The 26,390-nt window shown below is 61.4% G+C and carries 24 protein-coding genes and 8 tRNA genes; 22 read left to right on the forward strand and 10 right to left on the reverse strand.

Going from position 1 to position 26,390, the window contains the following annotated elements; genetic code table 11:
* The first annotated feature begins 95 nt into the window (after positions 1–95).
* The 16 genes from GTP55_RS22700 (at position 96) to GTP55_RS22770 (ending at position 8,696) form a co-directional block, all read left to right on the forward strand.
* Positions 96–707 (forward strand): TetR/AcrR family transcriptional regulator, encoded by a 612-nt coding sequence (locus GTP55_RS22700; RefSeq protein ID WP_161047101.1) that lies wholly within the window; start codon positions 96–98, stop codon positions 705–707.
* 58 nt (positions 708–765) lie between these two features.
* Positions 766–1,881, forward strand: coding sequence for an alanine racemase (locus GTP55_RS22705; RefSeq protein ID WP_161047102.1), 1,116 nt, complete (start codon positions 766–768; stop codon positions 1,879–1,881).
* 126 nt (positions 1,882–2,007) lie between these two features.
* Complete coding sequence (locus GTP55_RS22710) at positions 2,008–2,415, forward strand: VOC family protein (RefSeq protein ID WP_161047103.1); 408 nt, start codon at positions 2,008–2,010, stop codon at positions 2,413–2,415.
* A gap of 30 nt (positions 2,416–2,445) precedes the next feature.
* Positions 2,446–3,867, forward strand: coding sequence for a glutamate--tRNA ligase (gene gltX / locus GTP55_RS22715; protein WP_161047104.1), 1,422 nt, complete (start codon positions 2,446–2,448; stop codon positions 3,865–3,867).
* A gap of 85 nt (positions 3,868–3,952) precedes the next feature.
* A tRNA-Ala gene (locus GTP55_RS22720) sits at positions 3,953–4,028 on the forward strand.
* A 35-nt stretch (positions 4,029–4,063) separates the two neighbouring features.
* A tRNA-Glu gene (locus GTP55_RS22725) sits at positions 4,064–4,139 on the forward strand.
* Positions 4,140–4,179: 40 nt separating this feature from the next.
* Positions 4,180–4,255, forward strand: a tRNA-Ala gene (locus GTP55_RS22730).
* A 36-nt stretch (positions 4,256–4,291) separates the two neighbouring features.
* Positions 4,292–4,367, forward strand: a tRNA-Glu gene (locus GTP55_RS22735).
* A 45-nt stretch (positions 4,368–4,412) separates the two neighbouring features.
* Positions 4,413–4,488, forward strand: a tRNA-Ala gene (locus GTP55_RS22740).
* Positions 4,489–4,523: 35 nt separating this feature from the next.
* Positions 4,524–4,599 (forward strand) — tRNA-Glu (locus GTP55_RS22745).
* A gap of 131 nt (positions 4,600–4,730) precedes the next feature.
* Positions 4,731–5,090, forward strand: coding sequence for a hypothetical protein (locus GTP55_RS22750; protein WP_161047105.1), 360 nt, complete (start codon positions 4,731–4,733; stop codon positions 5,088–5,090).
* 120 nt (positions 5,091–5,210) lie between these two features.
* Positions 5,211–5,489: a YunG family protein gene (locus GTP55_RS30455; RefSeq protein WP_443093223.1), complete on the forward strand. Its 279-nt coding sequence runs from the start codon at positions 5,211–5,213 to the stop codon at positions 5,487–5,489.
* Positions 5,490–6,232: 743 nt separating this feature from the next.
* Positions 6,233–7,375, forward strand: coding sequence for a RelA/SpoT domain-containing protein (locus tag GTP55_RS22755; protein WP_161047106.1), 1,143 nt, complete (start codon positions 6,233–6,235; stop codon positions 7,373–7,375).
* A 313-nt stretch (positions 7,376–7,688) separates the two neighbouring features.
* A complete protein-coding gene (locus GTP55_RS22760) occupies positions 7,689–8,405 on the forward strand; it encodes an MgtC/SapB family protein (protein ID WP_161047107.1) in 717 nt (238 codons plus the stop codon).
* A 102-nt stretch (positions 8,406–8,507) separates the two neighbouring features.
* A tRNA-Glu gene (locus GTP55_RS22765) sits at positions 8,508–8,583 on the forward strand.
* A gap of 37 nt (positions 8,584–8,620) precedes the next feature.
* Positions 8,621–8,696: transfer RNA gene (locus tag GTP55_RS22770), tRNA-Glu, on the forward strand.
* A gap of 45 nt (positions 8,697–8,741) precedes the next feature.
* Here the strand turns inward: GTP55_RS22770 and GTP55_RS22775 are convergent.
* From GTP55_RS22775 to GTP55_RS22785, 3 genes are all read right to left on the reverse strand, one after another.
* Positions 8,742–10,787: a S8 family serine peptidase gene (locus GTP55_RS22775; RefSeq protein WP_161047108.1), complete on the reverse strand. Its 2,046-nt coding sequence runs from the start codon at positions 10,785–10,787 to the stop codon at positions 8,742–8,744.
* Between the two features lie 10 nt (positions 10,788–10,797).
* Positions 10,798–11,100, reverse strand: coding sequence for a hypothetical protein (locus tag GTP55_RS22780; RefSeq protein WP_161047109.1), 303 nt, complete (start codon positions 11,098–11,100; stop codon positions 10,798–10,800).
* Positions 11,101–11,189: 89 nt separating this feature from the next.
* Positions 11,190–12,320 (reverse strand): hypothetical protein, encoded by a 1,131-nt coding sequence (locus tag GTP55_RS22785; protein ID WP_229258123.1) that lies wholly within the window; start codon positions 12,318–12,320, stop codon positions 11,190–11,192.
* A gap of 184 nt (positions 12,321–12,504) precedes the next feature.
* Between GTP55_RS22785 and earP the strand changes: the two genes are divergently transcribed.
* The 3 genes from earP (at position 12,505) to GTP55_RS22800 (ending at position 16,038) form a co-directional block, all read left to right on the forward strand.
* Complete coding sequence (gene earP, locus GTP55_RS22790; protein ID WP_161047111.1) at positions 12,505–13,623, forward strand: elongation factor P maturation arginine rhamnosyltransferase EarP; 1,119 nt, start codon at positions 12,505–12,507, stop codon at positions 13,621–13,623.
* Between the two features lie 122 nt (positions 13,624–13,745).
* Entirely contained in the window at positions 13,746–14,321 is a 576-nt protein-coding gene (locus tag GTP55_RS22795) for an elongation factor P (RefSeq protein ID WP_110848779.1), read from the forward strand.
* Positions 14,322–14,454: 133 nt separating this feature from the next.
* Entirely contained in the window at positions 14,455–16,038 is a 1,584-nt protein-coding gene (locus GTP55_RS22800; RefSeq protein ID WP_161047184.1) for an amidase, read from the forward strand.
* On the opposite strand, the gene GTP55_RS22805 is transcribed toward GTP55_RS22800, so the two are convergent.
* The 4 genes from GTP55_RS22805 to msrB form a co-directional block, all read right to left on the reverse strand.
* Positions 16,035–16,757 carry a TOTE conflict system archaeo-eukaryotic primase domain-containing protein gene (locus GTP55_RS22805; protein ID WP_161047112.1) on the reverse strand — a complete coding sequence of 241 codons (723 nt, stop codon included), beginning with the start codon at positions 16,755–16,757 and terminating at the stop codon, positions 16,035–16,037. The genes GTP55_RS22800 and GTP55_RS22805 overlap by 4 nt on opposite strands.
* 346 nt (positions 16,758–17,103) lie before the next feature.
* Complete coding sequence (gene msrA / locus GTP55_RS22810) at positions 17,104–17,805, reverse strand: peptide-methionine (S)-S-oxide reductase MsrA (RefSeq protein WP_161047113.1); 702 nt, start codon at positions 17,803–17,805, stop codon at positions 17,104–17,106.
* A 14-nt stretch (positions 17,806–17,819) separates the two neighbouring features.
* Complete coding sequence (locus GTP55_RS22815; protein WP_161047114.1) at positions 17,820–19,718, reverse strand: cytochrome c biogenesis protein DipZ; 1,899 nt, start codon at positions 19,716–19,718, stop codon at positions 17,820–17,822.
* A gap of 15 nt (positions 19,719–19,733) precedes the next feature.
* On the reverse strand, positions 19,734–20,219 hold the full coding sequence (msrB, locus tag GTP55_RS22820; RefSeq protein ID WP_161047115.1) for a peptide-methionine (R)-S-oxide reductase MsrB: 486 nt from the start codon (positions 20,217–20,219) through the stop codon (positions 19,734–19,736).
* Between the two features lie 123 nt (positions 20,220–20,342).
* Here msrB and GTP55_RS22825 point away from each other — a divergent pair, with 123 nt between their 5' ends.
* Positions 20,343–21,059 carry a response regulator transcription factor gene (locus GTP55_RS22825; RefSeq protein WP_161047116.1) on the forward strand — a complete coding sequence of 239 codons (717 nt, stop codon included), beginning with the start codon at positions 20,343–20,345 and terminating at the stop codon, positions 21,057–21,059.
* A complete protein-coding gene (locus tag GTP55_RS22830; protein WP_161047117.1) occupies positions 21,056–22,537 on the forward strand; it encodes a sensor histidine kinase in 1,482 nt (493 codons plus the stop codon). The genes GTP55_RS22825 and GTP55_RS22830 overlap by 4 nt, the downstream gene beginning before the upstream one ends.
* On the opposite strand, the gene GTP55_RS22835 is transcribed toward GTP55_RS22830, so the two are convergent.
* Positions 22,518–23,327, reverse strand: coding sequence for an AraC family transcriptional regulator (locus GTP55_RS22835; RefSeq protein ID WP_161047118.1), 810 nt, complete (start codon positions 23,325–23,327; stop codon positions 22,518–22,520). The two genes, GTP55_RS22830 and GTP55_RS22835, sit on opposite strands and share 20 nt — an antisense overlap.
* Positions 23,328–23,410: 83 nt before the next feature.
* Between GTP55_RS22835 and GTP55_RS22840 the strand changes: the two genes are divergently transcribed.
* Positions 23,411–24,622 carry an MFS transporter gene (locus GTP55_RS22840; RefSeq protein WP_161047119.1) on the forward strand — a complete coding sequence of 404 codons (1,212 nt, stop codon included), beginning with the start codon at positions 23,411–23,413 and terminating at the stop codon, positions 24,620–24,622.
* Positions 24,623–24,628: 6 nt separating this feature from the next.
* On the opposite strand, the gene dbpA is transcribed toward GTP55_RS22840, so the two are convergent.
* Positions 24,629–26,038 (reverse strand): ATP-dependent RNA helicase DbpA, encoded by a 1,410-nt coding sequence (gene dbpA, locus GTP55_RS22845; RefSeq protein WP_161047120.1) that lies wholly within the window; start codon positions 26,036–26,038, stop codon positions 24,629–24,631.
* Positions 26,039–26,156: 118 nt separating this feature from the next.
* A complete protein-coding gene (locus tag GTP55_RS22850; protein ID WP_161047121.1) occupies positions 26,157–26,381 on the reverse strand; it encodes a hypothetical protein in 225 nt (74 codons plus the stop codon).
* Positions 26,382–26,390 lie beyond the last annotated feature (9 nt).

Below are 26,390 nucleotides of genomic sequence, written 5' to 3' on the forward strand. Positions count from 1 at the left end.
GCTGGCCGTCAGTGCCGCAGCGCTTGCGCAGCTGCCGGTATCGCTTGTCGAGCGGGCCAATGGCTGAACAGGGAAATCAAAGTCGCCGTCAACGAATGTCCTCGCAGCCCGCCGCACTGAGCCTGCGCAAAGCCCCACGCCAGCGCCGCGCCGCCTACACGGTGGATGCGATACTGGAAGCGGCAGCGCTGGTGCTGGAAGAGGCGGGGCTGGCAGGATTCAATACCAATGCCGTGGCGCGTCGCGCCGGCGCCAGCATCGGCACGCTGTACCAATATTTCCCCAGTAAAGATGCCTTGACCCTCGCGCTGCTGATGCGCGAGGAAGCCAAGGCGCACGCCGCTGCCGCTGCGGCCGCCGCGCTGCCATCGTGGCGCGAGGCGTTGACGGCCTTTATCGACGTCGGCGTGGCGCAGCAGCTGACGCGGCCGAACTTGGCGCGGCTGCTGGATCAGGAAGAGGGACGTCCCGAGATCCGCGCGGCGATGGAAGGGCAGCACAGCTTCCATGACTTGCTTCTCATCGTGCTGGACAAGGCGGACGCTCCGCCGCATTTGCAGGACGCCGCGCGCCGCGCGATTGCCGCTGCCGATTTGTTCGTGATCATCCGTGGGTTGGTGGACGCCGCCGGCCAGCGTGGCGAACGGGATGTGGAGGATCTGGCGCGCCGCGTCCGTGCCGCAGCGTTTGGCGTGCTGAACTGCTGATTGGTCAATTCGTCTAAAATTGGATAGAATGTATTCTATCTAAAATGAGGAGCTGGTCATGCAAAACACCCTGGAAACCCCGGTCCTGTTGTTGGACGAGCGCCGCATGCAGCACAACATCGAGCGCATGCAGAATCGCATGGACCGGCTGGGCGTGTCGTTCCGCCCGCATGTGAAGACGAGCAAATGCCTGGAAGTGGTGCGCCGGCAGATCGCCGCCGGCGCGCGCGGCATTACCGTTTCGACTCTGAAGGAGGCGGAAGAGTTCTTCCGCGCGGGCGTCGAGGATATTCTGTACGCCGTCGCCATCGTGCCGAACAAGCTTGATCATGCGCTGAAGCTGATCCGCGCCGGGCTGCGCCTGACGCTGCTGGTGGAGTCGGTGGCGATGGCGGAGCAGGTGGCTCGCCACGGCGCCGAACACGGCCTGAGCTACGAGGTGCTGATTGAAATCGATACGGACGGCCACCGCTCCGGCGTCAAGCCTGCCGACCCGGTGCTGCTGGACATCGCCGCCGCATTGCATGACGGCGCCCGCCTCAAGGGCGTGATGACGCATGCCGGCGCCTCCTACGACCTGAACACGCCGGAAGCGCTGGAAGCGATGGCGGAGCAGGAACGCTCGCGCTGCGTGGCGGCTGCCATGCTGCTGCGCGGCGCAGGCCATGCGTGCGAAGTGGTCAGCGTCGGCTCCACGCCCACCGCCCTGAGCGCGCATCATCTGGAAGGCGTGACGGAAGTGCGCGCCGGCGTCTATGTCTTCTTCGATATGGTGATGGCCGACGTGGGCGTGTGCACGCAGGACGAGATCGCCATCAGCGTGCTGTGCACCGTGATCGGCCACCAGCCGGCGCAAGGCTGGGTGATCACCGACGGCGGCTGGATGGCGATGAGCCGCGACCTCGGTCATCAGGAGCACGGCTACGGCGTGGTATGCGATGCCGACGGCCAGCCGATTGCCGACCTCGGCTTCGGCAAGGCCAACCAGGAGCACGGCGTGCTGCAATGGCGCGGCGACGCGGGCGTGGACATCGTCCAGCGCTTCCCGGTCGGCAGCAGCCTGCGCGTGCTGCCCAACCACGCGTGCGCGACCGGCGCGCAGCATGGGCAATACCACGTCATTCCGCAAAACGGCGGCGATTGGCCGGTGTGGCCGCGCTTCAGCGGCTGGTAAAAGCGAGTAATCCAGCTGCGGCGGGATTAAGTCATTGATGGAAAAGGATTTTCTGCGCACGGAAAGCGAGTTGAGGGCAGGGCGTCCGGGTCGTATTCTGATGGCTTCACCAACAGGAGTCAGACCATGAAATTCAATCACCTCAGCTTTCCATCCAGCGACGTTAAAGCCACCGCCAACTTCTTCGTGCAGCACCTCGGCTGCTCGCTGGAATTCATCAGCCCGGCGGCAGCGATGCTCAAGCGCGCCGGTTTCGACATCGTCATCGAAGCCAAGGACCATACGGTGGTGTGGCCGCACAACTTCCACCTCGGCTTCGAGTTGCCATCGGTGGACGCGGTCAGCGACCTGTTTCAGCACCTGCTGGCGCAGGGCGTCACGATGAAGACCGGCATGTTCCAGCACGAACGCGGCTCGCGCTTCTTCTGCGAGGCGCCCGGCGGCCTGCTGTTTGAAATGAACACCCGTGCCGACGCCCACGAGAAGTACCGCGCCAGCTTTGAGCGCCAAGCCCTCGCCGACGCGGTAAAATAGCATTCTTTATATATCTCAGCTTTCACTCCGATGACGAATGTCCCAACCCCGGCCCCAGCCAAGCCAGTCCGTACCCGTTTCGCACCTAGCCCGACCGGCTACCTCCACCTCGGCGGCGCCCGCACGGCGCTGTATTCGTGGGCCTTCGCCCGCCACTTCGGCGGCACCTTCGTGCTGCGTATCGAAGACACCGATCTGGAACGCTCGACCCCGGAAGCCGTGCAGGCGATTATCGAAGGCATGGCGTGGCTGGGTCTGAATCACGACGAAGGCCCGTTCTACCAGATGCAGCGCATGGACCGCTACCGCGAAGTGGTGGGCCAGATGCTGGAAGCCGGCACCGCCTACCACTGCTACTCGTCGCCGGAAGAAGTGCAGGCGATGCGCGACCGCGCCACCGCCGCCGGCCAGAAGCCACGCTACGACGGCACCTGGCGTCCAGAGCCGGGCAAGACCCTGCCGGCGATTCCGGAAGGCCGCAAGCCGGTGGTTCGCTTCAAGAATCCGCTGGACGGCGAAGTGACCTGGAACGATTTCGTCAAAGGCACCATCACCATCGGTAATAAAGAGCTGGACGATCTGGTCATCGCCCGCACCGACGGCACGCCGACCTATAACTTCTGCGTGGCCATCGACGATCTGGACATGGAAATCAGCCACGTGCTGCGCGGCGACGATCACGTCAACAACACGCCGCGCCAGATCAACATCCTGCGCGCCATCGGCGCACCGCTGCCGGAATACGGCCACCTGCCGATGATCCTGGGGTCGGACGGCGCCAAGATGTCCAAGCGCAAGGACGCGGTCAACGTCATGCAATACCCGGCCGAAGGCTATCTGCCGGAAGCGATCCTGAACTACCTGGCGCGCCTGGGCTGGAGCCACGGCGACGAGGAAGTGTTCTCGATGGAACAGGTGTGCGCCTGGTTTGACGGCTCGCACCTGTCCAATTCGGCGGCACAGTTCAACATCGAAAAACTGAACTGGTTGAACAACCACTATATTAAGCAGGCTGACAACGAGCGCCTGGCCGAACTGGCTAAGCCGCGCATGCTGGCCAACGGCGCCGTATTCGAAGGCGCGCCGTCGCTGGCCGTGGTGCTGGGTCTGCTGAAAGAGCGCACCAACACCGTCAACGAACTAGCCGACGCCGCCATGCTGTTCTACCGCGAGCCGCAGCCGGATGCCGCGCTGCTGACCCAGCACGTCACCGACGCCGTCAAGCCGGCGCTGGCCGATTTCGCCGAGCGTTGCAAAACGGTGGAGTGGAACAAGGCCGCGATCGCCGCCATGATCAAGGAAGTACTGGCCGCCCACGGTTTGAAGATGCCGCAGATCGCCATGCCGTTGCGCCTGTTTATTACTGGCCAGTTGCAGACGCCGGCGATTGACGCGGTGCTGGAAATCTTTGGCCGCGAGACGGTTGTCGCGCGCCTGGCAAAGTTCATTTAATTAATTCATTGAAGCAGGGGCAAAGTTGCAAAAGGGTATTTGCATAATACGGCGCCTCTGCTATACTCTTGTCTCTCGCGCAAACGGGGGTATAGCTCAGCTGGGAGAGCGCTTGCATGGCATGCAAGAGGTCAGCGGTTCGATCCCGCTTACCTCCACCAGTTTGCAGAGATTGTAGTACCGTAGCAGTTCCAAGGTCCCCATCGTCTAGAGGCCTAGGACATCACCCTTTCACGGTGAGTACGGGGGTTCGAATCCCCCTGGGGACGCCAGCTTCGCCAAAGCTGGTAAGTAGTAAATAATCTGTGCCAGGGGGGTATAGCTCAGCTGGGAGAGCGCTTGCATGGCATGCAAGAGGTCAGCGGTTCGATCCCGCTTACCTCCACCAACGCACAGAGGATGATCGTAGTGCCGTAGTTCCAAGGTCCCCATCGTCTAGAGGCCTAGGACATCACCCTTTCACGGTGAGTACGGGGGTTCGAATCCCCCTGGGGACGCCAGCTTCGCCAAGGCTGGTCGGTAGTAGTCAATAGTTTCTGTGCCAGGGGGGTATAGCTCAGCTGGGAGAGCGCTTGCATGGCATGCAAGAGGTCAGCGGTTCGATCCCGCTTACCTCCACCAACGCACAGGGATGATCGTAATGCCGTAGTTCCAAGGTCCCCATCGTCTAGAGGCCTAGGACATCACCCTTTCACGGTGAGTACGGGGGTTCGAATCCCCCTGGGGACGCCAAAAATGATGAAGCCGCTTAGAGCGGATTTTTTGTTTTCTGGGCCCATCAACATTCTTCCTTCCGCTTTCTTGTCGCCATTTGCGTGACAATTCGTGCATTTTTCTTGATTGCAACATGGTAGGCTGTTGGCATGAAAAGAAAACTCGAAATTTCCCTGCTTGTGTGGTTCGTTCTTTTAGGTGCGGTGAGTGGAAGTTTTGTTGCTCGTCATGTGCCGGAGCCCTCTTGGTGGCCTTTGATTTCAGGGCTGATTGCCAGCATCGTTATATTCTGCTGGTACCGCGTAGACAGTATTCAAAAAGGATTCAAGCGCACATTTTGGTTAAGCGTCGGCGTGATCGCCATCGCTCCGGTAGCTATTCCGTTGTATGTAGTGCAAAGTACAGAACGTGGACTCCGCTTGAGGGCAGTGGGGCGGGCGCTTGGATATTTCTGCCTCCTCTTTGTTGCATGCGTTATTGGTGGCGTGATTGCCGCCTTCATCGCGTAGGACAATGGAGCGTCGCCCCCAGGATTTCATGCTTCGCCTTCGGGATGCACTCGCTGCTTCCTGGGATAGGCAAACCGCTTATCTGGGAGTGGCAGAAATAGGAAATCCGGCCCTCGGCCAATGCATCCAACATCGTGGACCGTGCAGCATTACTATCCCGAGACAGAAATCATCAAGGGTAAGGTGTGGACTGGAAAATCGCTAGAGGTCCATTTCTGGAATGGGCTTCGCGTCGGAGAGGATTGGTATCACATTGATTTAAGCTGGCAGCAGTTTCCAGCTGGTTCAATCGTTCAGGAGTTCGCAGTCCTCGAGCGTCAAGAATTGAATGATAGTGAAGCGATACGGTTGCGCTGTGCATTGCTGTTAAACCGGGTTGATGACTGCCTGAAAGCTTAGGCCTCAATCGGCAAAGTACAGGATGAAAAATCTCGTGTTACTTTTATCGCTGGTGATTTCTGGTTGTACGACCAAAGGCAACGAGTCTGACATCTCTATTTCCAAGTCAGTGGCTCACTTCCAAGGCAATACTTAAGGCTGCTAAGCACCGACCGAAATCGGCCCAAAATGGGACTATTCTATTAAGGTTTGGATTCAACATGCCGCATAATGAACTTTCTGAACCTCGAGAAAATAGTCCAGAAGCGCGCTAACTTACAGATTGGCGTCTTTCTCTTATGGAGTTGCTAAGGCGTCGATTTTCTTACACAGCTCGAGCACATGAAGGTGATAGCTCACTGCAAATGTGGCTCTGCTAGCATAGTTTTACATTGATAGGGGGGGGAGCGTCCTAGGACTTGGGGATGCGTGCACTTTCAGATTTTCAGTGGAAAGACGAGCAAGGGTAGCTTTTTGGTGCGATAGTATTTGAGCAGGATAATTTATCGGTCAGGCTCGACGTTTGGTCGATTGATGGAAGCGCCACAGCATACATTCTTCCCCCTCTCGAGGCACTCGTGTCGTATGGAGCACCGCCTAAGTAGGGGTAAGGAATTCGGCCAATAATAGCACTTCATTTGGAAAGACGTACTGAATGAATTTAGAAACAATGTCGAGCACTGAAGTTGCATTAGGCTATTCACCATTGGTTGCGTATTGAAAAGTAATTCACATTAATCCAATTAGCGAAAAATAAATATAAAATGTATTCTGGAAAACAAGTTATCAAGGCCGGTGAGCAACTTTTAATTGAGGATCTAAAAACATCAGATCCCGATACGTATTTTTCCGCAATGGATGTTCTTTCATATTGGCGATTTAGCCATGAAAAGCCACTTGATATTGCGTTTACTATGTTGGAAGGGGTCGCAAAGCAGAAGGATAAGTCTGCAATTTTTGCTAAACGCTTAAAGCGCTACGTCTCAATTGTCGCAAAACTTCGCAGATTTAACCAAATGAAGCTGAAGAACATGCAAGATATTGGGGGATGTAGAGCGATTGTTTCGAATGAAAAGCGGCTACGTCAATTGGTTCGTGAACTCCGAAAACGTCCCGAGTTTCGAACACCTAGCGGCAAGATTCGGGCCAAAGACTATATTTCTGAGCCAAAAGATGATGGATATCGTGGATATCATTTAATAGGAAATTTTCCTGGTGATTCGGCAGATGATTTGAAGAGTATAGAAATACAGGTCAGAACCGCTCTGCAACATAGTTGGGCGACGGCTTTGGAAATTGTTGATCTTTTCACTGGTCAAGCGCTGAAATCTAGCTCGGGTGATCCTAAGTGGAAAGAATTCTTCGCCTTAATTAGCGGCCAGTTTTCGATAATGGAATCAATTCATCTTTTTGACACATTTAACGGGCGGAAAAAATTTGAATCCTTTAGTGAGGCCGTTATTTCTAATGATAACAATATTGAGCAATGCCGTGCAACACAATCCGCAAGCAATGCGCTAGCGGTAATTTCAAGATTTGAGGCATTTGCCCAGTCGTTAAAGATTTTCGATCAACATCTTAGCGAATCGCCATTTGATGGTTATGCTCTGATCGAGGTGGATACAAAGATTAGAAGTGTTAAATTTTCACACTATAGCGACGATCTGGTTTCTCTAGCTGAAGAAGCGTATATTAAAGCAGAAAAAGCTGTTGCAGAATCAAAAAATTCAGTTGTTGCGTTAGTTTCCACTACCGCAATTGGCGGTCTGAAAGAGGCTTATCCGAATTATTTCGGCGATTCAACTAGTTTTGTAAATTATTTATATATGGTAAATAAAGTTGCACTTCCGCCGCGAAAAGGAAGCAGTTGGGATAACTTGGTTAAGAGAATTTTCAATATTCGGTGATTTAATTATATTTTCCGAATTGTTAATTAATTTTCGTGATATTTTGGCAGCCAACAGAGGCGTCTAATAATATTCAACCTCCACTTGGGGCGTAAGCGGCCGGTCGTGAGCATGGGGTACAGAATATTTCCTCGAAGTTGGCCACCTGTGGCACTTTGTCGTGTTGCTGCAGCGGCGGAATAGGGGGGGAGGCTTCGATCATACTGAGGGCTCGGCAGAGGAGCCAATTCAGCAATGTCATGTGCTGGTAATCCTGGCAAAGTATTGTGCTCTCTTTTCGCTGTCGCCTCTCGCTCGAGGTAAAGTCTTTACTATGCAGATGCTCGCCAATATCAATCTGGATTCCTTGCTGGATACGCTGGTGTCGCTGGGCGCTGCGTTTGTGCTGGGTGGCGTGATTGGGCTGGAGCGACAGTATCGGCAGCGCACTGCTGGATTGCGAACCAATGTGCTGGTGGCGGTCGGCGCGGCGATGTTTGTGGATATGGCCAATCGCTTGCAGGGACATGAGGGCGCGGTGCATGTGATTGCCTACGTGGTGTCCGGCATCGGTTTTCTCGGCGCCGGCGCGATCATGCGGGAAGACGGCAATGTGCGCGGGCTGAATACGGCGGCGACGCTGTGGGGTTCGGCCTGCGTCGGTGCTGCGGCTGGCGCCGATCTGATCCTGGAAGCGGTGCTGGCCGCGCTGTTTGTGCTGGCCGCCAATACGCTGCTGCGACCCATCGTCAATCAGATCAACCGCAAGCCGATCGATGTCGAATCGGTTGAAGTAACCAACATCGTTTACGTCATCGCGGAACGGCCGCACCAGAAAACGGTGATGGCGCAGCTGGAGGAGGCGCTGGAGCGCGGCAATTATCCGACCCGCGCGCTCAACTTGCATCCCTTCGGCAACGACGAGGTAGAGATCGAGGCCACGCTGGCCAGCACTTCGGTGGATGGCGACGACCTCGATCTGCTGGTCGCGCAACTGCAAGCGCTGCCCTTCGTGCGGCAGGCCTTCTGGAGTCCCAGCACTGCCGAATAAGCAACGTTGCGGCACTGCCAATCTTGCTGTGTTTTTTCAGCAAAAACCGGGTTGGCTATTGCGTTCGCGGTAGGCTGCTGCTATGATTCGCGCCTTGGAAATGTCCCCATCGTCTAGAGGCCTAGGACATCACCCTTTCACGGTGAGTACGGGGGTTCGAATCCCCCTGGGGACGCCAACGCGACATTTCCAAACGGCCAGTACGGACAGTTTCTGTCCCCATCGTCTAGAGGCCTAGGACATCACCCTTTCACGGTGAGTACGGGGGTTCGAATCCCCCTGGGGACGCCAAATCATGCAAAAAGCCGCCTTGTGCGGCTTTTTGCATTTCCGGGCTCACCACATGATCGGGTTGTATGGTTTCGGGATCGGGAACTGGCCCACGTGCAGCTGCGGCCACTGCATGCCGAAGTTGCCCAGGTGCGTGCGCGCAACGTCGAACGCGAACGGATCGTACACCGGCGCCTGCGCCATCATCGGCGTCGCCATCAGCGGCGCGATCATCGGTGCGACGAGCGGCGCAACCATCGGCCCCATCATCTGCTGCGGCTGCATCGCCGGCCGCGCGGCCTGCGATTGCAAGCCCACCGCCAACAACACATCCGGCAAGCCGAACCCGGTGTGGCTCTGGTCGCCCAGGCTGACGCGGTGCGCGCTGGCGCGGATGATCTGGAACAGCCGCTCGACCCGCTCCGGTCCGCGCGCCTGGTATTGCGCGGTCTGGAAGTCCGGATGATGCGCCACCGTCAGCGCCGCCAGTCCGGTCACATGCGGCGTGGCCATCGAGGTGCCGTCCCAGGCGGCGAAGTTATTCGGCGGCACGCACGAGGTGATCGCCACGCCCGGCGCGCACACGCCCACCTGCGGCCCGAAGCAGCTGAACTTGGCCGTGAAGTAGCCGTTGGCGTCGACATTGGCATCCAGCGTCTGCGCGTGGTAGCTGTCGGCCGGGAATTCGTCCAGCTTGCCGATAGCCGACACTGCCAGCACGTTGGGCGACGAAGCAGGGTACTGCACCGGTCCGCCCGAGTTGCCGGCCGCAACGATGCACGCCACGCCGGCGCGCTTGGCGCGGATGATCTGCTGCTCCAGCGCTTCCGAGACTTCAGCGCCGCCCAGCGACAGGTTGACCACGTCGATCTGCTTGTCGATGCAGTATTCCAGCGCGTCGATCAGCTGGCTGACCTGGCCGCCGGGGAACAGTTTGCAGGCGTGCACTTCCGCATCCGGCGCGAAGCCGCGAATGCCGGAGGCGATGTCGGCCGCCGCGATCACGCCGGCGCAGTGGGTGCCGTGGCCCAGCGTGTCCTGGTTCCAGCCGTCCGGATTGGTTTTCTTATTGAGGACATCGAAGCCGGCGCGGATGCCGTGCAGATTGTCGTGCGAGGTGGCGGCGCCGGAATCGATGATGGCGATCTTCACGCCCTGGCCGCGATAGTTGCCGGGCAGCTGGTCGAGCCGCATCGCTTTCTGGCCCCAGTTGTAGCAGCGCTGGCGCGGAAAACCGGCCAGTGCCGGCCAGTCGGACAGCGCGCGCAGCGCCACCACGTTCGGCTCGTCGCTGCTGATGTCGGGGTCGCTCTGGTAGAAGCTCCAGTAGTCGGCCTTGGGCTTGACGTACAGGCCGCGCACGGTGTCGGGCGTTTCGCCGAACAGCGACAAGGTCACGCGGCCGTTGGCGTCGGTCACGCCGCTGGCGGGCAGCATGCTGCCGAACAGCGACACTTCGGCATTCGCCTGCGGCGCGCCGTCCTTGCCGACCACGCTGATGACGGCGTTGAGCACCGGTCCGCCGCCATTGGTCGGCGTCACGCCGGTGACCATGGCGGGCAGGCGCAGCGACGGGTCCATCAGCGCCAGGTGCTGGTCGCGCTCCACCAGCAGGCGGCCCTGGCCTTGCTGATGCAGCGCTGCGGCTTTCTGCTCCGTCATGCGCGCCACCAGCACGCCTTGCGACGAGCCGCTGCCGTCCGACAGCGCGCTCAGCACCGAGCGCGGGCCGACCTTGTCGACCACCTCGATATCGTTGCTATTGCGCAGCGCCTGCTCCAGCGCGTCGAACTGCAGGGGCTGGAAGCCCAGTGTCTGTAGGGCTTCGGTCTGATGGCGCGGGGCGATGACGAATTGTTTTTTGCGCGCGCCGATGGCGTGGCCGGTGCCGCCGGCGTGGCCGTTGCTGTGCGGTGCGGACTCGCCGTCGGCGCTGCTGGCTACGGTGTCGGCGGCGCGCGTGTCGCCGCTGCTGCTGGCACTGCTTGAGGTGGAGCCGGAGCGGCGGCCGCCAGGGTTGCCGCTTTCCGCCGGCGCGGCGGTGTCGCCGTCAACCGCGGAAGCTGGAAGGTCCGGCGGCGTGGTGCTGCCGCCATTGGGATTTTTAGGCATGATGGTCCTTTCAAAATGGGTCGGCTGCGTCGCTGTCGAACATGGAGAGCGGGCGGTCCGGTTCTATGGTCAATTGGTGCGAGGGCGTGCCGGTAAGGCGGAAATGCTGGTCCAGCAGGCGCGCCTTGTCCGGGCTGATTTCCACCACCGCCGTGTGCGGCCGGTCGCGCGGGCCGATGACGTCGACCACGGCGATCTCGGGATCGGTGGACGCCACCGCCAGGAAGTCGTTGAGCGGCGCGCCGCGCGCGGCATGGACGAGGAAGCGGGCCTTGTCCGGTATGGCTTGCGTGGCGCTTGAGGTTTCGGGCATGAGGAATTCTCCTTAAAGCACAGCGCCCTCCGGCAGCGGGGCCGCCGGAGGGCAAATTGGCGCGCGCCCGCATCCGGGCGCTGCCGCGATCAATGCAGGGTTTGCTGGCCGTACAGCGCGCTATTGGCTTGCTGGGCCGCCGCCAGTTGCGCCAGTTGTGCCTGTTGCGCCAGCTGTGCCTGTTGTGCTTGTTGCGCATAGGCGGCCGTCACCGGATCGGCGCCGAACGGCAGCATGCCGCCCAGCTGACCGGCGATGCCGCCGATGGTGTTGCCCAGGCCGGCGTTACCGAAAGCGCCGCCAATCGCGCCGCCCAGCGGCTGCGCCACGCTCTTGATGATGTTGCCGAACCAGCCTTGCGGCGCCAGACCTTGTTGTGCCAGCACGTCCTGCTGGCCCTGGGCGTAGGCCTGGGTGACCGGGTCGGCGCCGAATGGCAGGATGTTGGGATTGGGCGGCACCGGCACGGTGGGGCTGATGATGCCGGTGTACGGACGGTATTTGCGCATCAGGTCGCCCAGCCAGCCTTGCGGGGCGATGCCTTGCTGCTGCATCAGCGCTTCCTGCTGCGCGTAGGCCTGTGCGACCGGATCGGCGGCGAAGGGCAGCATGCCGCCCAGATGGCCGGCGATGCCGCCGATGGTATTGCCCAGGCCCGCATTGCCCAGCGCGCCGCCGATCATGCCACCCAGCGGACGGCCGACGCTCTTGATGATATTGCCGAACCAGCCTTGCGGGGCCAGGCCCTGTTGTTGTAGCTGCTGTAGCTGTTGCAGCTGCGCTTGCTGCGCGTAGGCTTGCGTCACCGGGTCGACGGCAAACGGCAGCATGCCGCCCAGCTGGCCGGCGATGCCACCGATGGTGTTACCCAGGCCGGCGTTGCCAAACGCGCCGCCAATCGCACCACCCAGCGGCTGCGCCACGCTCTTGATGATGTTGCCGAACCAGCCTTGCGGGGCCAGCCCTTGTTGCGCCAGCTGGGCTTGTTGTAGCAGTTGCTGTTGTTGTGCTTGCTGCGCATAGGCGGCAGCGACCGGATCAACGCCAAATGGCAGCAGCCCGCCGCCAATGCCGCCGGCGGCCGAGCCGATCTGGCGGCCCAGGTTGGCATTGCCGAACAGGCCGCCGATGCCGCGACCAATCAGGCCGCCCAGCGGTGCACCGATCAGGCCGCCGAGGAAGCCTTGCGGGGCCAGCTCGCCGTATTGTTGGGGTACCATTTGTTGTCCATAGTATTGTTGAAACTCGTTCATGACATCTCCTTGTTGTTGGTGATTGCAGCGGGCCAGGGGGCCGCGCTGGAAGGATTGGACTGGGGGCGATGTATGAAGTTTTGGTATTCTTGGTGGCCGCTGCGCGGTAATCAGGTATCATCCAGCCTCGATTTTTTCTGCCTGTACACATATGAAACTGGACCTGTTCTGCCGCGTGGTCGACAACTACGGCGACATCGGCATCTGCTGGCGTCTTGCCAAACAGCTGGTGCGCGAGCATGGGCTGGCGGTCACGCTGTATGTCGATGACCTGGCCAGCTTCCAGCGCATCTGCCCCCTGGTGGACGTGGCTGCCGAACGCCAGCAGGTGGAGGGCGTGACGGTGCGTCACTGGCGCAGTCAGGACGAGGTCTACACGCCGGACGAGGTGGCCGACATCGTGGTGGAATTTTTCGCAGTCGATCTGCCGCCCGGTTACATCAACGCGATGGCGCAGCGCCAGCCGCGTCCCGTGTGGTTCAACCTGGAAGGCTTGACGGCCGAGGAGTGGGTGGAGGGCTGTCACCGCCTGCCGTCGTCGCAGCCGCAGTCGCTGGTCAAGCATTTTTTCTTCCCTGGCTTTACCGAGAAAACCGGCGGCCTGCTGCGCGAGGCGGCGCTGGAACAGCAACGCCTGCAATTCGCGCCGGCGCCGTTCCTCCAGCAACTGGGCGTGACGCCGCACGAAATCGCGGCCACCAAGGTGTCGCTGTTCTGCTATCCGCATGCGCCGGTGGCGGCGCTGTTCGAAGTCTGGCGGCAGGGCGCTGCGCCAGTCGCCTGCCTGGTGCCGGAAGGCGTGGCGGCCGACGCCGTGCGCGCTTTCACGGGCGGCGAGGGCAAGGCGGGCGAGGTTGCCACGCACGGCGCATTGACGGTGCGCGTGCTGCCGTTCGTGCCGCAGCCGGATTACGACAAGCTGCTGTGGGCCTGCGATTTGAATTTCGTGCGCGGCGAGGATTCCTTCGTGCGCGCGCAGTGGGCCGGCAAGCCGTTCATCTGGCACATTTACCCGCAGGACGAGAACCTGCACCACAAGAAGCTGCGCGCCTTCCTGCAACGCTACGCCGGCGAGCTGCCTGGCTTGGCATCGTTTTCGCTGGCATGGAACGGCGCATCGACGAATCGGGTTGACTGGTCCGCCTTATGGGGCGCGCTGGCGGGAGAGAGCGCCGCTGCCACCGTCCGCGCCGCCGAATGGCAGCAGCAAATGCTGGCGCACGGCGATCTGGCCACCAATATGCTGTCGTTTGCAGCCACGCTGAGATAGGCGCTGCCGGAAAAACAAGGTACAATGCCGGGTTAATCTCTGACGCATTTTTTACCCGATCAAACGTAAGCCTGCGTGGCGACGATGATCTTTACGCAACCACCTTATTAAGTAGAATTACTATGAAACCTGCAAAAGAAATTCGTGTTGGCAATATCATTATGGTTGACGCTAAGCCATTCATCGTGCTGCGCTCCGATGTCAATGGTTCCAGCCGCACGGGCTTCACCTACAAGTGGAAGATGAAGAACCTGCTGACCAACGCACCGCTGGAAAACGTCTTCCGCGGTGACGACAAGTTCGACGTCGTGGTTCTGGACAAAAAGCCAGTGACCTATTCGTACTTCGCCGATCCACTGTACGTGTTCATGGACGCTGACTACGAACAGTACGAAATCGAAGAAGAAAACCTGGGCGAATCGCTGAACTACCTGAAAGACGGCATGGAATGCGAAGCCGTGTTCTACGATGGCAAAGCCATCTCGGTAGAACTGCCAACCACCATCCAGCGTCAGATCGTGTACTCGGAGCCTGCAGTTAAAGGCAACACTTCGGGCAACGTGACCAAAGAAGCGAAAATCGAAAACGCCATCGAATCGAAGCAGTTCTCGATCCAGGTGCCACTGTTCGTTTCGCAAGACGACCTGATCGAAATCGACACCCGCACCAACGAATTCAAGAAAGTCGTACGCAACTAATACGACGTTTTTGCAAAAAAGGCACACCCGCGCAAGCCGGTGTGCTTTTTTTTCGTCAATTTTTGTGGTGGAAGTTACAACCTGCTGATATATTAATGCAACGCAACAAATGCAATTCAACCACGAGGATGGCATGGACCGCAGGGATTTCGTAAAAATTGGGTTGGCGGCAGGGGCTGTCGCGGGTGGCGTATCGGCCAAGACGCTGGGCACCGGCGGCATCCTCGACGCCGGCGTCTGGGAGCAGCAGCAGATGATGGAGGCCGGCAAGCTGACCTCGCATTCGCTGACGTCGCAGTACCTGGCGCGCATCAAGACCATCGACAAGTCTGGCCCACGCCTGAACTCCATCATCGAAATCAATCCGGAAGCGCTGAAGATCGCGCTGGAGATGGACCGCGAGCGCAACCTCAAGCGCGTGCGCGGCCCGCTGCACGGCATCCCCGTTCTACTGAAAGATAACATCGCCACCGGCGACCGCATGAGCACTACGGCGGGTTCGCTGGCGCTGGCCGGCGTGCGCGCCGCGCGCGATGCCCATGTGACGGCGCAACTGCGGGCGGCCGGCGCGGTCATCATCGGCAAGACCAATTTGAGCGAGTGGGCAAATATGCGCTCCACCAATTCCGTCAGCGGCTGGAGCGGGCGCGGTGGCTTGACCTTGAATCCGTATTCACTGGACCGCAATTGCAGCGGTTCCAGTTCCGGCTCCGGCGCGGCGATTGCCGCCGGTCTGGCGACGCTGGCGGTGGGCACCGAGACCGATGGGTCGATCGTGTCGCCGGCCTCGATTTGCGGGCTGGTTGGCATCAAGCCGACACTGGGCCTGGTCAGCCGCAGCGGCATTATCCCGATCGCGCATTCGCAGGACACCGCCGGCCCGATGGCGCGCAGCGTCGCCGATGCGGCTTTGATGCTGTCGGCGATGACGGGCGTGGACCCGAAAGATCCGGTAACGTCGGAAAGCGTCGGCAAGGTTGGCGACTACCGCGCGGCTTTGGACAAGGGCGGCTTGAAAGGCGTGCGCATTGGCGTGGCCCGTAATTTCTTCGGCCATCTGCCGGAGCTGGATGCGGTGATCGAAAAGGCGCTGTTGGACCTGAAGGCGCAAGGCGCGGTGCTGGTGGACACCGAAGTGCCCAACGTCGGCAAGTATGGCGACAGCGAAACCGAGGTGCTGCTGTACGAATTCAAGACCGATCTGGAAGCGTACCTGAAAGAGTATGCGCCGAACGCGCCGGTGTCCAATATGGCCGACGTGATCGCGTTCAATCAAAAGCATCAGCAGCAGGAGATGCCTTACTTCGGGCAGGAGTACCTGGAGCAGGCGCAGGCCAAGGGCAATCTGGAGTCGCCGGCCTACAAAGAAGCGCTGGCCAACAACCGCCGCTACGCGCGCGCGGAAGGCATCGACCAGGTGATGAAGCAGCACCAGCTCGACGCACTGGTGGCGCCGACCGGCGGCCCGGCGTGGCTGACGGACTTTATCAACGGCGATCACTTTGTCGGCGGTTTCTCTTCGCCGGCAGCGGTGGCAGGTTATCCGCACATTACGGTGCCGGCAGGGCATGTACATGGACTGCCGGTGGGCCTGTCGTTTGTCGGCGCGGCCTACAGCGAGGCGGCGTTGATCCGCATGGCGTATGCCTATGAACAGTCGACGCTGCACCGGCGCGCGCCGCAGTTCCCGCCGAGCGTGTCGCTGGCGGTGCGCTAGTTTTTTAGTACGTGGCGGAAGGTGGGCTCGATGCCGAGCGCGTGCAGGTGCTTGACGATGTCTTCCAGCGTAGCGTCTTTCAGCAGCAGGCCTTGCGGCGTGGCGGCGGATGGCATAGGCGCCGGCGGGGCCTTGACTGCGGTGTGGCGGCGTTGCAGCGTGTCCATCGCGTGCGCGAATGCTTCGTCGCTGATGCAATGCAGTTTTTCCAGGAATGCCGCCTGCGATAATTCATTCGGCGGCATTTCCAGGCCCAGGTCTTCGGCCAGCGCGCTGCCCATGCCGGGATTGATGAACGACGCCCACAAGCCGGTGGCGACGTGCAGGCAGGGCGGCAGTTCCACTACCGTGCGGCCCAGATCAATCGCTTCGTCTTCAAAGTAAGCCTTGTGCAGCAAAGCCAGGAACTGGCGTGCGCGTTCGGTGGAGATCGGCGAGGCCAGCGACAGCCACAGACGATAGCTCTCGCCACCCGACACGCTGACCGCCGGCGCGGGCAAATCCAGATCCGATTGCAGCGCGTTGGCGACTTCGCATAACCGCAGCCAGTGCTGCTCGCCAGACGCTTTGTGAAAATCGATGACGATGGCGCGCGTCATGCCGTCCTGCGCCAGGTCGAAGGCAAACGTCGCCTCGCCGCGCAGGTGATGCTGCAGGCGCTGGTGATTGTCGGCGTTGAGCAGGAACAGCCTTCTCAGTTCTGAAATTAATTTGTCCATGCCTGCATTATCGCCGATGTCAGCGCAGCCAGAACAGCCATCTGGATTTCTTCTTCGGCGAGTCCGATGGGGACGGTGGTGGCGTTGGCGCCAGGCGTAGCGGCCATTCGTCGGATGTATTGGCAGCGCCGGCCAGACGGAAGCCCTCGATCTGGTAAGGCTCGGCTGCAATCCGGCCGATCCACTCTTCGGACAGAGCGAAGCGCCTGGCGCCTGGCGCCTAGCGCGGCGCGCATGGCCGGCGACAAGGCCAAATCGGAACAGCAGAAATAAACGCGGTTAGATATGACTTCTCCTGCGTGAATGATGCCGCGCAGCTTAGCATTCTCACGCAGGAGGCGGCGCGCTACATAGCATTGCGCACGAGTACCGCATCCGCGCGATACTGGTCTGGTAGCACGCGCTTTAGATTTGACACTTTTGGCAAGTCGTTATAAGCGATGTAGGGATCTGTCGGATGCAGCGTCAGATAGTTCTGGTGATAGGACTCGGCCACGTAGAACTTCTTGTCCGTTTCGATCCTGGTCGTCAGCGGCTTTTTGAACACGTGCGAGGCGTCCAGCTGGGCGATATATTTCTCGGCCACCGCGCGTTGCACCGGCGTTTGCGGGAAGATGGCGGAGCGGTACTGCGTGCCGACGTCGCCGCCCTGGCGATTCAAGGTGGTCGGATCGTGCGTCACCGAGAAGAAGATCTGCAGCAGCTTGCCATAGCTGACTTGGGTTGGATCGTAAGTGATCTTCACCGATTCCGCATGGCCGGTGTCGCCGTTTTCGATCATCTCGTAGGTGGCGGTGCGCGCGTCGCCGCCGGTGTAGCCCGAGACGGCATTGCTGACGCCTTTCACGTGCTGGAACACGCCTTGCACGCCCCAGAAGCAGCCGCCGGCAAAGATGGCGGTGGCCGAGTGTTCGCTGCCGGCCGGTTCATCCACCGCCGGCGGCGCGATGATGACGGCGGCTTCCGCCGCCGATGCGGCGTGCTGCTGGAAGATGACGCCGACGAGGAGGGCGATTGGTGCGCCGATTTTGAGTACAAGGTTTTTCATGGCGATGCTCCTGTTTAACCGAAGGTGAAGGCGTAGGCTTGTACGCCGGGATCGAGGAATTGAATGCTGAAGGTGTGGTCGCCGACATCGCCGGCATTGCCTGTTTGCCGCACCAGCTGATACAGGCGCTGGCTGTCGACGATGCCGCTGCCGTCGGACGCCACGTCGGTGCCGTGGTTCTGGCCCGGCGCAACGCCGTCGATGGTCACGCGGAAGCGCACCGGCTTGCCGTCTTTGGTCGGCCCCAGCACCAGGTGCAAGTCGCGCGCATGGAACCGGTAGACGATGCTGCCGCTGCCCTTGTTCAGCGTGATCTGGTCCGCCTGCGACAGCCAGTTGCCGCCCAGGCCCCACTGGTTCAGTGCCGGCTTGGCAGGCGCCGTGTATTGGCGGGCGGCGTTGGCTGCCTGCTTTTCCGGCGAGGCGAAATTCTGGGTGCGCTCGAAGCCGAGATAGGTCTCCGGCGATGCGACCGAGTCCATATCCGACTGCTGCTGCACGCCGTGTGCATCCTCGGTGCTGACCACGGTGTTGGTCACGTTCTCGCGGCCCGCTTCTTCCAGCAGTTTCTGGATGACCTGCTCCGACTGCGCGTACTCGCCTTCGCCGAAATGATGGTGGCGGATGCGGCCCTGAGCGTCAATGAAATAATGCGCCGGCCAGTATTGGTTGCCGAAGGCGCGCCAGATCGCGTAATCGTTATCGATCGCCACCGGGAAAGTGATGCCTTGGTCCTTGACCGCCTTGCGCACGTTGCCGACGTTGCGCTCGAAGGCGAATTCCGGTGCGTGCACGCCGATCACCACCAGGCCCTGGTCACGGTACTTCTCGGCCCAGGCTTTGGTGTAGGGCAGGCTGCGCAGGCAGTTGATGCACGAGTAAGTCCAGAAGTCGACCAGCACCACTTTGCCTTTCAGCTGTGCTGCGGTCAGCGGCTTGGAGTTCAGCCATTCGACTGCACCGTCCAACTGCGGCAGCTTGCCTTCGATTGGCAGCTTGTCGTTGCCGTGTGCTGCGACGCGCATTGCCCGCATGGCCGGACCGGCGGCGTCGCCAACCATAGCGGCACGCGACATCATCGCGCCACCCGCTGCGGCTTCGTCGCTGTGGGCCGCTGCTGCGCTGCGCATCATGGCGCCGCCTTGGGCAGGCACGTTATCGTTCTCCGAATTGCTGCGCGGGGCCAGCGTATCGATCAGCTTTTGCTCGACGCCGGAGGTGGCGACGGTCGACACTTGCGTCAGCAGGCCGGTATCGAGGCCGGTGGCGATGGCCACTACGCCGGCCAGCATCGCAGCGCCCAGGCCACGGCGGACCCACTCGCCGGCGCCCAGCGAGCGCTTCATCGCGCTGAAGACTTTACCGCCGACCAGCAGCGCCAGTGCCAGCGAAGTGGCGGCGCCGGCGGCATAGGCCAACAGCAGCAGCGTGGTGCCGACGCTGGCGCCATTCAGCGCGGCGCCGGTCAGCACGAGGCCCAGCACCGGGCCGGCGCACGGCGCCCACAGCAAGCCGGTCGCCACGCCGAGCAGGAACGACGAGCGAGCACCTGTTGCACCTTCGCCCGAGGCGTCAGCCTGCTGCACCTTGTTGGACAGCCGGTCGCCCAGCGCCACCAGTGGCTTGGTCAGGCGATCCGCCAGGTGCGGCAGCAGCAAGGTCAGGCCGAAGAAGGCCATCAGCGCCAGTGCCAGCCAGCGGCCGTACTGGTTGGCTTGCACCACCCAGCCGCCGCCGACGGCAGCCAGCGTGGCGACCAGCGCAAAGGTCAGCGCCATGCCGGCCAGCAGCGGCAGGCCGCTACGGGCGAATGGTTGGCCGGTGCGGGCAAATACAAACGGCAGCACCGGCAGAATGCATGGGCTGACGATGGTCAGCGCGCCGCCGAGATAAGCAAGCAGTATCAGTAACATGATGTGATCTCCGTATCAGGCTTCGCCGGCGGCGAAATTGAGCGCGACGCCGTCGATGCAGTAACGCAGGCCGGTCGGTTCCGGGCCGTCGTCGAACACGTCGCCCAGATGGCTGCCGCAGCGGCGGCACACAACTTCCACGCCGTACAGGCCGAGCGCATTGGTGCGGCTGGTGATGACGCCACGGTCCAGCGGCTTCCAGAAGCTTGGCCAGCCGGTGCCGCTATCGAACTTGTTCTTCGACGAGAACAGCGGATTCTGGCAGCCGGCGCACACGAATTTGCCGGCGCGGTGCTCTTTGTACAATGGGCTGCTGAACGGCCGTTCGGTGCCATGCTTGCGCAGCACCTCGTACTGGGCAGGCGAAAGCAGGGCGCGCCATTCGGCGTCGGTGTGAGTCACTTCCCATGCGGCGGCCGGGCCGGCGATGGTGGTGCGGTAGGCGACGCTGGCCAGCAGGGCGGCGCCGCTGGTGAGCAGGAAAGAACGTCTGGTTGTCATGCTGGTCTCCGTAGGTGGAATGACGATGGAGCCATTCTGCGCTCCCGGTGCTGACAAAATCCTCACGTAAACGTAAACGATTTGTGATACTTTTCATCGCAGGAATCCTGCACAATACGGACCATGGAACCCGCTAAACGTGTCTTAATTGTCGAAGACGACATACATATCGCAGACCTGCTGCGCATGCACCTCCAGGATGAGGGGTATCAGGTGACGCATTGCGCCGATGGTGCGCAAGGCCTGGCCCAGGTGCGCACCGGCGGCTGGGATGCGCTCATCCTCGACATCATGCTGCCCGGCGTGGATGGACTGGAAATCTGCCGCCAGGCACGCGCCATGACGACTTATACGCCGATTATCATCACCAGCGCGCGTGCCAGCGAGGTGCACCGCATCCTCGGTCTGGAGCTGGGCGCGGACGATTACCTGCCCAAGCCGTTCTCGGTCTTGGAACTGGTGGCGCGCGTTAAAGCGCTGCTGCGCCGGGCCGACGCCATGTCGCGCAACCAGCGCAATGAGGGCGGGGCGCTGGAACTGAACGGCGTGCGCGTCGATCCCTTGACGCGCCAGGCTAGCGTCAACGGCAGTGCGCTGGACCTTACGCCGCGCGAATTCGACCTGCTGTACTTCTTCATCAAGCATCCTGAAAAAGTGTTCTCGCGGCTGGATTTGCTGAACCAGGTGTGGGGTTATCAGCATGACGGCTACGAACACACCGTCAACACCCACATCAACCGCCTGCGCGCCAAGATCGAGGCCGATCCGGCCGACCCTACGCGCATCCTGACCGTCTGGGGCAAAGGCTACAGATACGCCAGCGCCGGCGAGTCAGCATGAACCTGACGCTGTCGCAGCGCCTGTCGCTGGTGTTCTCGATCCTGCTGCTGGCCTGCTGCGGCGCGTCCGCATGGCTGCAGATCCGCGCCAACATCATGCATGAGAAGGAAGTGGTGCAGGGCCTGTCACGCGGGCTGGCGCGCAGCATCGCGCTGGATGCGCAGCTGATGCACGCGGAAGACGATACCACCGCTACGCAAGGTATCAGCCCCGAGGCCGTGCGCCGCCTGTTCAGCCGTTTGATGGACGTGAATCCCAGCGTGGAAGTCTATCTGCTGGACATGGACGGCCGCATCGTCGGCCACGCCGCGCCGAACGGAAGCCTGAAGCGCGATCATGTGGGCCTGGAGCCGATCCGTCGCCTGCTGGCCAACGAGCCCTTGCCGATACAGGGCGACGATCCGCGCAGCGAGACCGGCCGCAAAGTATTCAGCGTGGCCGTGCTGCGCGCCGGTGAACGCAAGGTCGGCTACATCTACGTGATTTTGCAAAGCGAAGAGCACGACCGCCTGGCCGCGCGCGCCACCGCCAGCTCGGTGCTGCGCACCACGTTGTGGTCGATGGTGGTGGTAGCCGCGCTGGTGCTGATCGCCGGCCTGATTGCCTTCCGCCTGATTACCCGTCCGCTGCGCCGGCTGACCACCACCATGCGGCAGCTCGACACCAAGGCCGATCAACTGACGCTGCCAGTGGCGGTGCCGGAGGCCGCCAGCCAGCGCGACGAAATCGCGGTGCTGGAACACGCCTTTGGCGACATGGCCTCGCGCATCAACGATCAGTGGAAAACCATGCGCCAGTTGGATCACGACCGGCGCGAAGTGGTGGCGAATATCTCGCACGACTTGCGCACGCCGCTGGGCTCCTTGCACGGCTATCTGGAGACGCTGTCGCTGAAAGACGAAACGCTGGACGCGGCGGAGCGCCAGCGCTACCTCGGCATCGCGCTGGCGCAGAGCCAGAAGGTGGGACGGCTTGCGCAAGCCCTGTTCGAGCTGGCGCGCCTGGAGCATGGCTCGGTGCAGCCGGAGCTGGAGGCGTTCTCGCTGTCGGACCTGATCCAGGACGTGTTCCAGAAATTCGAACTGCAAGCGGCCGAACGCCAGGTGCGCCTGATGGCGACGCTGCCGCATCCGGCGCCGATGGTGCGCGCGGACCTGGGCATGATCGAGCGCGTGCTGACCAATCTATTCGATAACGCGCTGCGCCACACGCCGGCCGGCGGCGAAGTCGAAATCACGGTGCAGCCGGGCGCCGGCGGCAAGATCGTTGTCACGGTAGCCGATACCGGCCCCGGCGTGCCAGCCGCCATGCGCGACAACCTGTTCCGCCGCCCGGTGGCGCTGCAAGGCGAATACCGTGTCGGCGGCCTTGGCCTGCTGACGGTCAACCGCATCCTGCAACTCCATCACAGCAGCATAGAACTGGTGAGCGAACCCGATCTGGGCGCGGTGTTCCGTTTTACGCTGGATGCTGCGTAAGCGGCTGGCGCCACTCGGTCAGGTAGTGCTGCGGCGTTTTGCCGAGAATGCGGCGGAACATGGCGCTGAACGCGCTTGGACTGGCATAGCCCAGCGTCGCCGCAATCTCGCCCACGCTCTGGCCTTGCGCCAGGCGGTTGAAGGCCTCCGCCAGATGCACCTGCTGCACCCACTGGCGGTAATGCAGGCCGGTCTCCTTGGGGAACAGGCGGATCAGCGTGCGCGCGCTGGCACCCACTTCATCAGCCCACTGTTCGATATTCCGGCTGCTGCCCGGATCGGCCATGATGGCGCTGCACACCGCCACCAGCCGGCGGTCGCGCGGCCATGGAATCGCAATCGGCACCGTTTCCGCCGCCTTCAATTCGGACAGGATCAGCATCGCCAGATGTTCGCCGCGTCCCGGAATCGGATATTCAATCGGCTCGTCCAGCAGCGCCAGTATCAGCTCGCGCAGCAGCGGACTGACTTCGATCACACGGCAGCTGTCGCCAAATTGTCTGGCGGCGCCGGGTTCCACGTAAATTGTGTGCATGGTGACCTTGCTGACCGAGGTCCAGTGATGTGTGACGCCGGACGGTATCCACAGCGCGCGGCGCGGCGGCAGGATCCACACGCCGCCGTCGGTCTGCACCCGCATCAGGCCCTGGGTGGCGTACAGCAGCTGGGCGCGTTCATGGCTGTGCGCCGGCGCGGTGACGCCATGCTCCGTATCGCGCGCCAGCGCCGTGACGACACGCGGCACGCGCTGGTAATCGCGGTGGTCGGTGCTGCGGCTGGCATCGGGCATTTGTCACCTATTCGACGATAGTTGGAATATCAAGCTTTGCCGACCATATTACACTGTCATCATCCTAAAACAAGGTCTTTACTATGAATACTGCAACCGCACCCGCCGCCACAGCCATTGGGCGGCCCCACGGCGACACCGTCATGCGCATCCTCGGCGTGGTGGCGCTGGTCCACCTGCTGAATGACCTGACGCAGGCCATGCTGCCGTCGATCTACCCGATGCTGAAGGCCGAATTTGGTCTGACCTTCACCCAGGTCGGCCTGATCACGCTGACCTTCCAGTGCACCGCGTCGCTGCTCCAGCCGTGGATCGGCGCGTACACCGACAAGCGCCCAATGCCGTTCCTGCTGCCGATGGGGATGGTGGCCACGCTGGTGGGCGTGTTGATGATGTCCTTCGCCTCGTCGTTCCACGCGCTGCTGATTTCGGCCGCGCTGATCGGCGTCGGTTCGTCGACCTTCCACCCTGAAGCCTCGCGCGTGGCGCGTGCCGCATCGGGCGGACGTTTCGGCTTTGCGCAGTCGCTGTTCCAGGTGGGCGGCAATGCCGGTTCGGCGCTGGGTCCAGTGCTGGCGGCGGCGGTGATCATCGGCCGGGGCCAGGCCAATATCGCCTGGTTTGCGGTGCTGGTAGTGGCCGCGATTGCGGCGCTGGTGTATGTGAGCCGCTGGCACAGTCACCATCTGGCGCAGCCGAAGAAGGCTGTCGCTGCGGCGGTGTCGCCGCTGCCGAAAGCAAAAGTGTATGGCGCCATGACGGTGCTGGCGCTGCTGGTCTTCTCGAAGTACATCTACATGTCCAGCCTGACCAGCTACTACACCTTCTACCTGATCGATAAATTCGGCGTGTCGGTGTCGAATGCGCAGATGTACCTGTTCCTGTTCCTGGCGGCTGTCGCTGCGGGCACTTTCATGGGCGGCCCGATCGGCGACCGCATTGGCCGCAAGCGCGTGATCTGGATGTCGATCCTGGGTGCGGCGCCGTTCACGCTGGCGCTGCCGTATGTGAACCTGTTCTGGACTGCGGCGCTGACGGTGATCATCGGCTTCGTGATCTCGTCGGCCTTCTCGGCCATCGTGGTATTTGCGCAGGAACTCATGCCGGGCAAGGTCGGCATGGTGGCGGGAATCTTCTTTGGTCTGATGTTCGGCATCAGCGGCATTGGCGCAGCGGCCATGGGCCACATCGCAGACATCAGCGGCATCGCTTACGTCTACCAACTGTGTTCGTACCTGCCGCTGCTGGGGATTCTGACGGTGCTGCTGCCCAACGTCGAGCAGCACAAGCACTAAGCCTGATCAGGCGTCGATAAAGCGCATCTTGAAGTTGCGGCCTTTAAAGGCGCCGAAGTCGCCGCCCAGCGGATTACCCTTGCTGAGGTTTGCGAAAGCGTCATATGCCACACGGCGGTCGATGGCGACGTAGGTCTGGAACTCGGTGACGTTGATCTTGCCGACTTGTTCCTTGCTCAGGCCTGCGTCGCCGGTCAGTGCGCCCAGCACATCGCCCGGACGCAGCTTGTCTTTTTTGCCGCCAGAAATCACCAGCGTCATCATCGGCGCTGGATCGACGCCGTATTCATTGTCGTCCAGGCTTTTCAGGTCGAACCACTCGACCGGCTGGCCCTGATATTCTTCGATCAGCTTGACCCACTTCTTCTCGTTCGGCGCGCACAGCGACAGCGCCAGGCCTTGTTCGTCGCCACGGCCGGTACGGCCGACGCGGTGGATGTGCACTTCGGTGTCTTTGGAGACGTCGACGTTGATTACCGCTTCCAGATTCGGAATATCCAGACCGCGCGCGGCGACATCGGTGGCCACCAGTACGGAGCAGCTACGGTTGGCGAACAGGATCAGGATCTCGTCGCGCTCGCGCTGTTCCAGCTCACCATACAGCGCCATGGCGGAGAAGCCTTTCTGCTGCAGGGACTCGACCAGTTCACGGCACTGCACCTTGGTGTTGCAGAAGGCGATTGCCGATACCGGCTTGTAGTGGCCCAGCAGGCGCGCCACGGCGTCGTTGCGGCCGTCGAAACCGATCTCGAAGAACAGTTGTTCGATCTTGTCGTTGTCGTGCTGCGCCTCGATCGTGACTTCGACCGGATCGACCAGGAAGTCGTCGGTGGCGCGGCGGATGTCGTCCGGGTAGGTGGCCGAGAACAGCAGCGTTTGACGGCGCTTGGGGCAGGCGCTGACAATGCCGGCGATTTCGTCGTAGAAGCCCATGTCGGTCATGCGGTCCGCTTCGTCCAACACCAGCGTGCCGACCTTGGACAGGTCCACCGTCTCGCGGCCCAGGTGATCGCGCACGCGGCCCGGCGTGCCGACGATGATGTGGGCGCCGTGTTCCAGCGAGGCGATTTGCGGACGCATCGGCGAGCCGCCGGTCAGCACCAGCACCTTGACGTTGCCGGTCGAACGGGCCAGGCGGCGCAGTTCATTCGCCACTTGGTCGGCCAGTTCGCGGGTAGGGCACAGCACCAGCGCCTGCACCGCAAACCACGCCGGATTCAGCTTGGCCAGGATGCCGATGCCGAAGGCGGCGGTCTTGCCGCTGCCGGTCTTGGCCTGGGCGATCAGGTCGCGGCCTTCCAGCACCGACGGCAGGCTTTGGGCCTGGATCGTGGTCATCTCCTTGTAGCCGAGCGAGTCGAGGTTGTCCAGGAAGGCGGGAGTCAGCGGCAGGCTGGCAAAGGAGGTGGAAGTCATGGTGGCGGACCCTGTTCAAAAAGGATGTGGGCACAGTCTAACAGGCTAACACTAGCCTGGCCCACTGTGCGAAAGGTGTTTGTGAGGCGTACCGTTACAGTAACGACGCTGTACCGTATCAGTCACGCTTCCATACCGGCAAACCGGTAAGGTCGAGATTCTCGTCGCGGACCCAGATCGGCAGGCCGCTGTTATCGGTTGGCTCCAGCAATTCCAGCTGCTCCTGTTTGAGCGCGGAACGCTTGCCGCGCGGCGGCGGCGGGCGTTTGGCTTCCGGTTCGAGCGGCGCGGCGGGAGCAAAGCCCGGCAGGTCGAACGTAGCGTTATCTTTTTTATCTCTCATCGGGGAAAA

Origin of the sequence: Duganella margarita (genome assembly GCF_009857535.1) — a bacterium.
In the GTDB taxonomy this organism is placed as follows: domain Bacteria; phylum Pseudomonadota; class Gammaproteobacteria; order Burkholderiales; family Burkholderiaceae_D; genus Rugamonas; species Rugamonas margarita.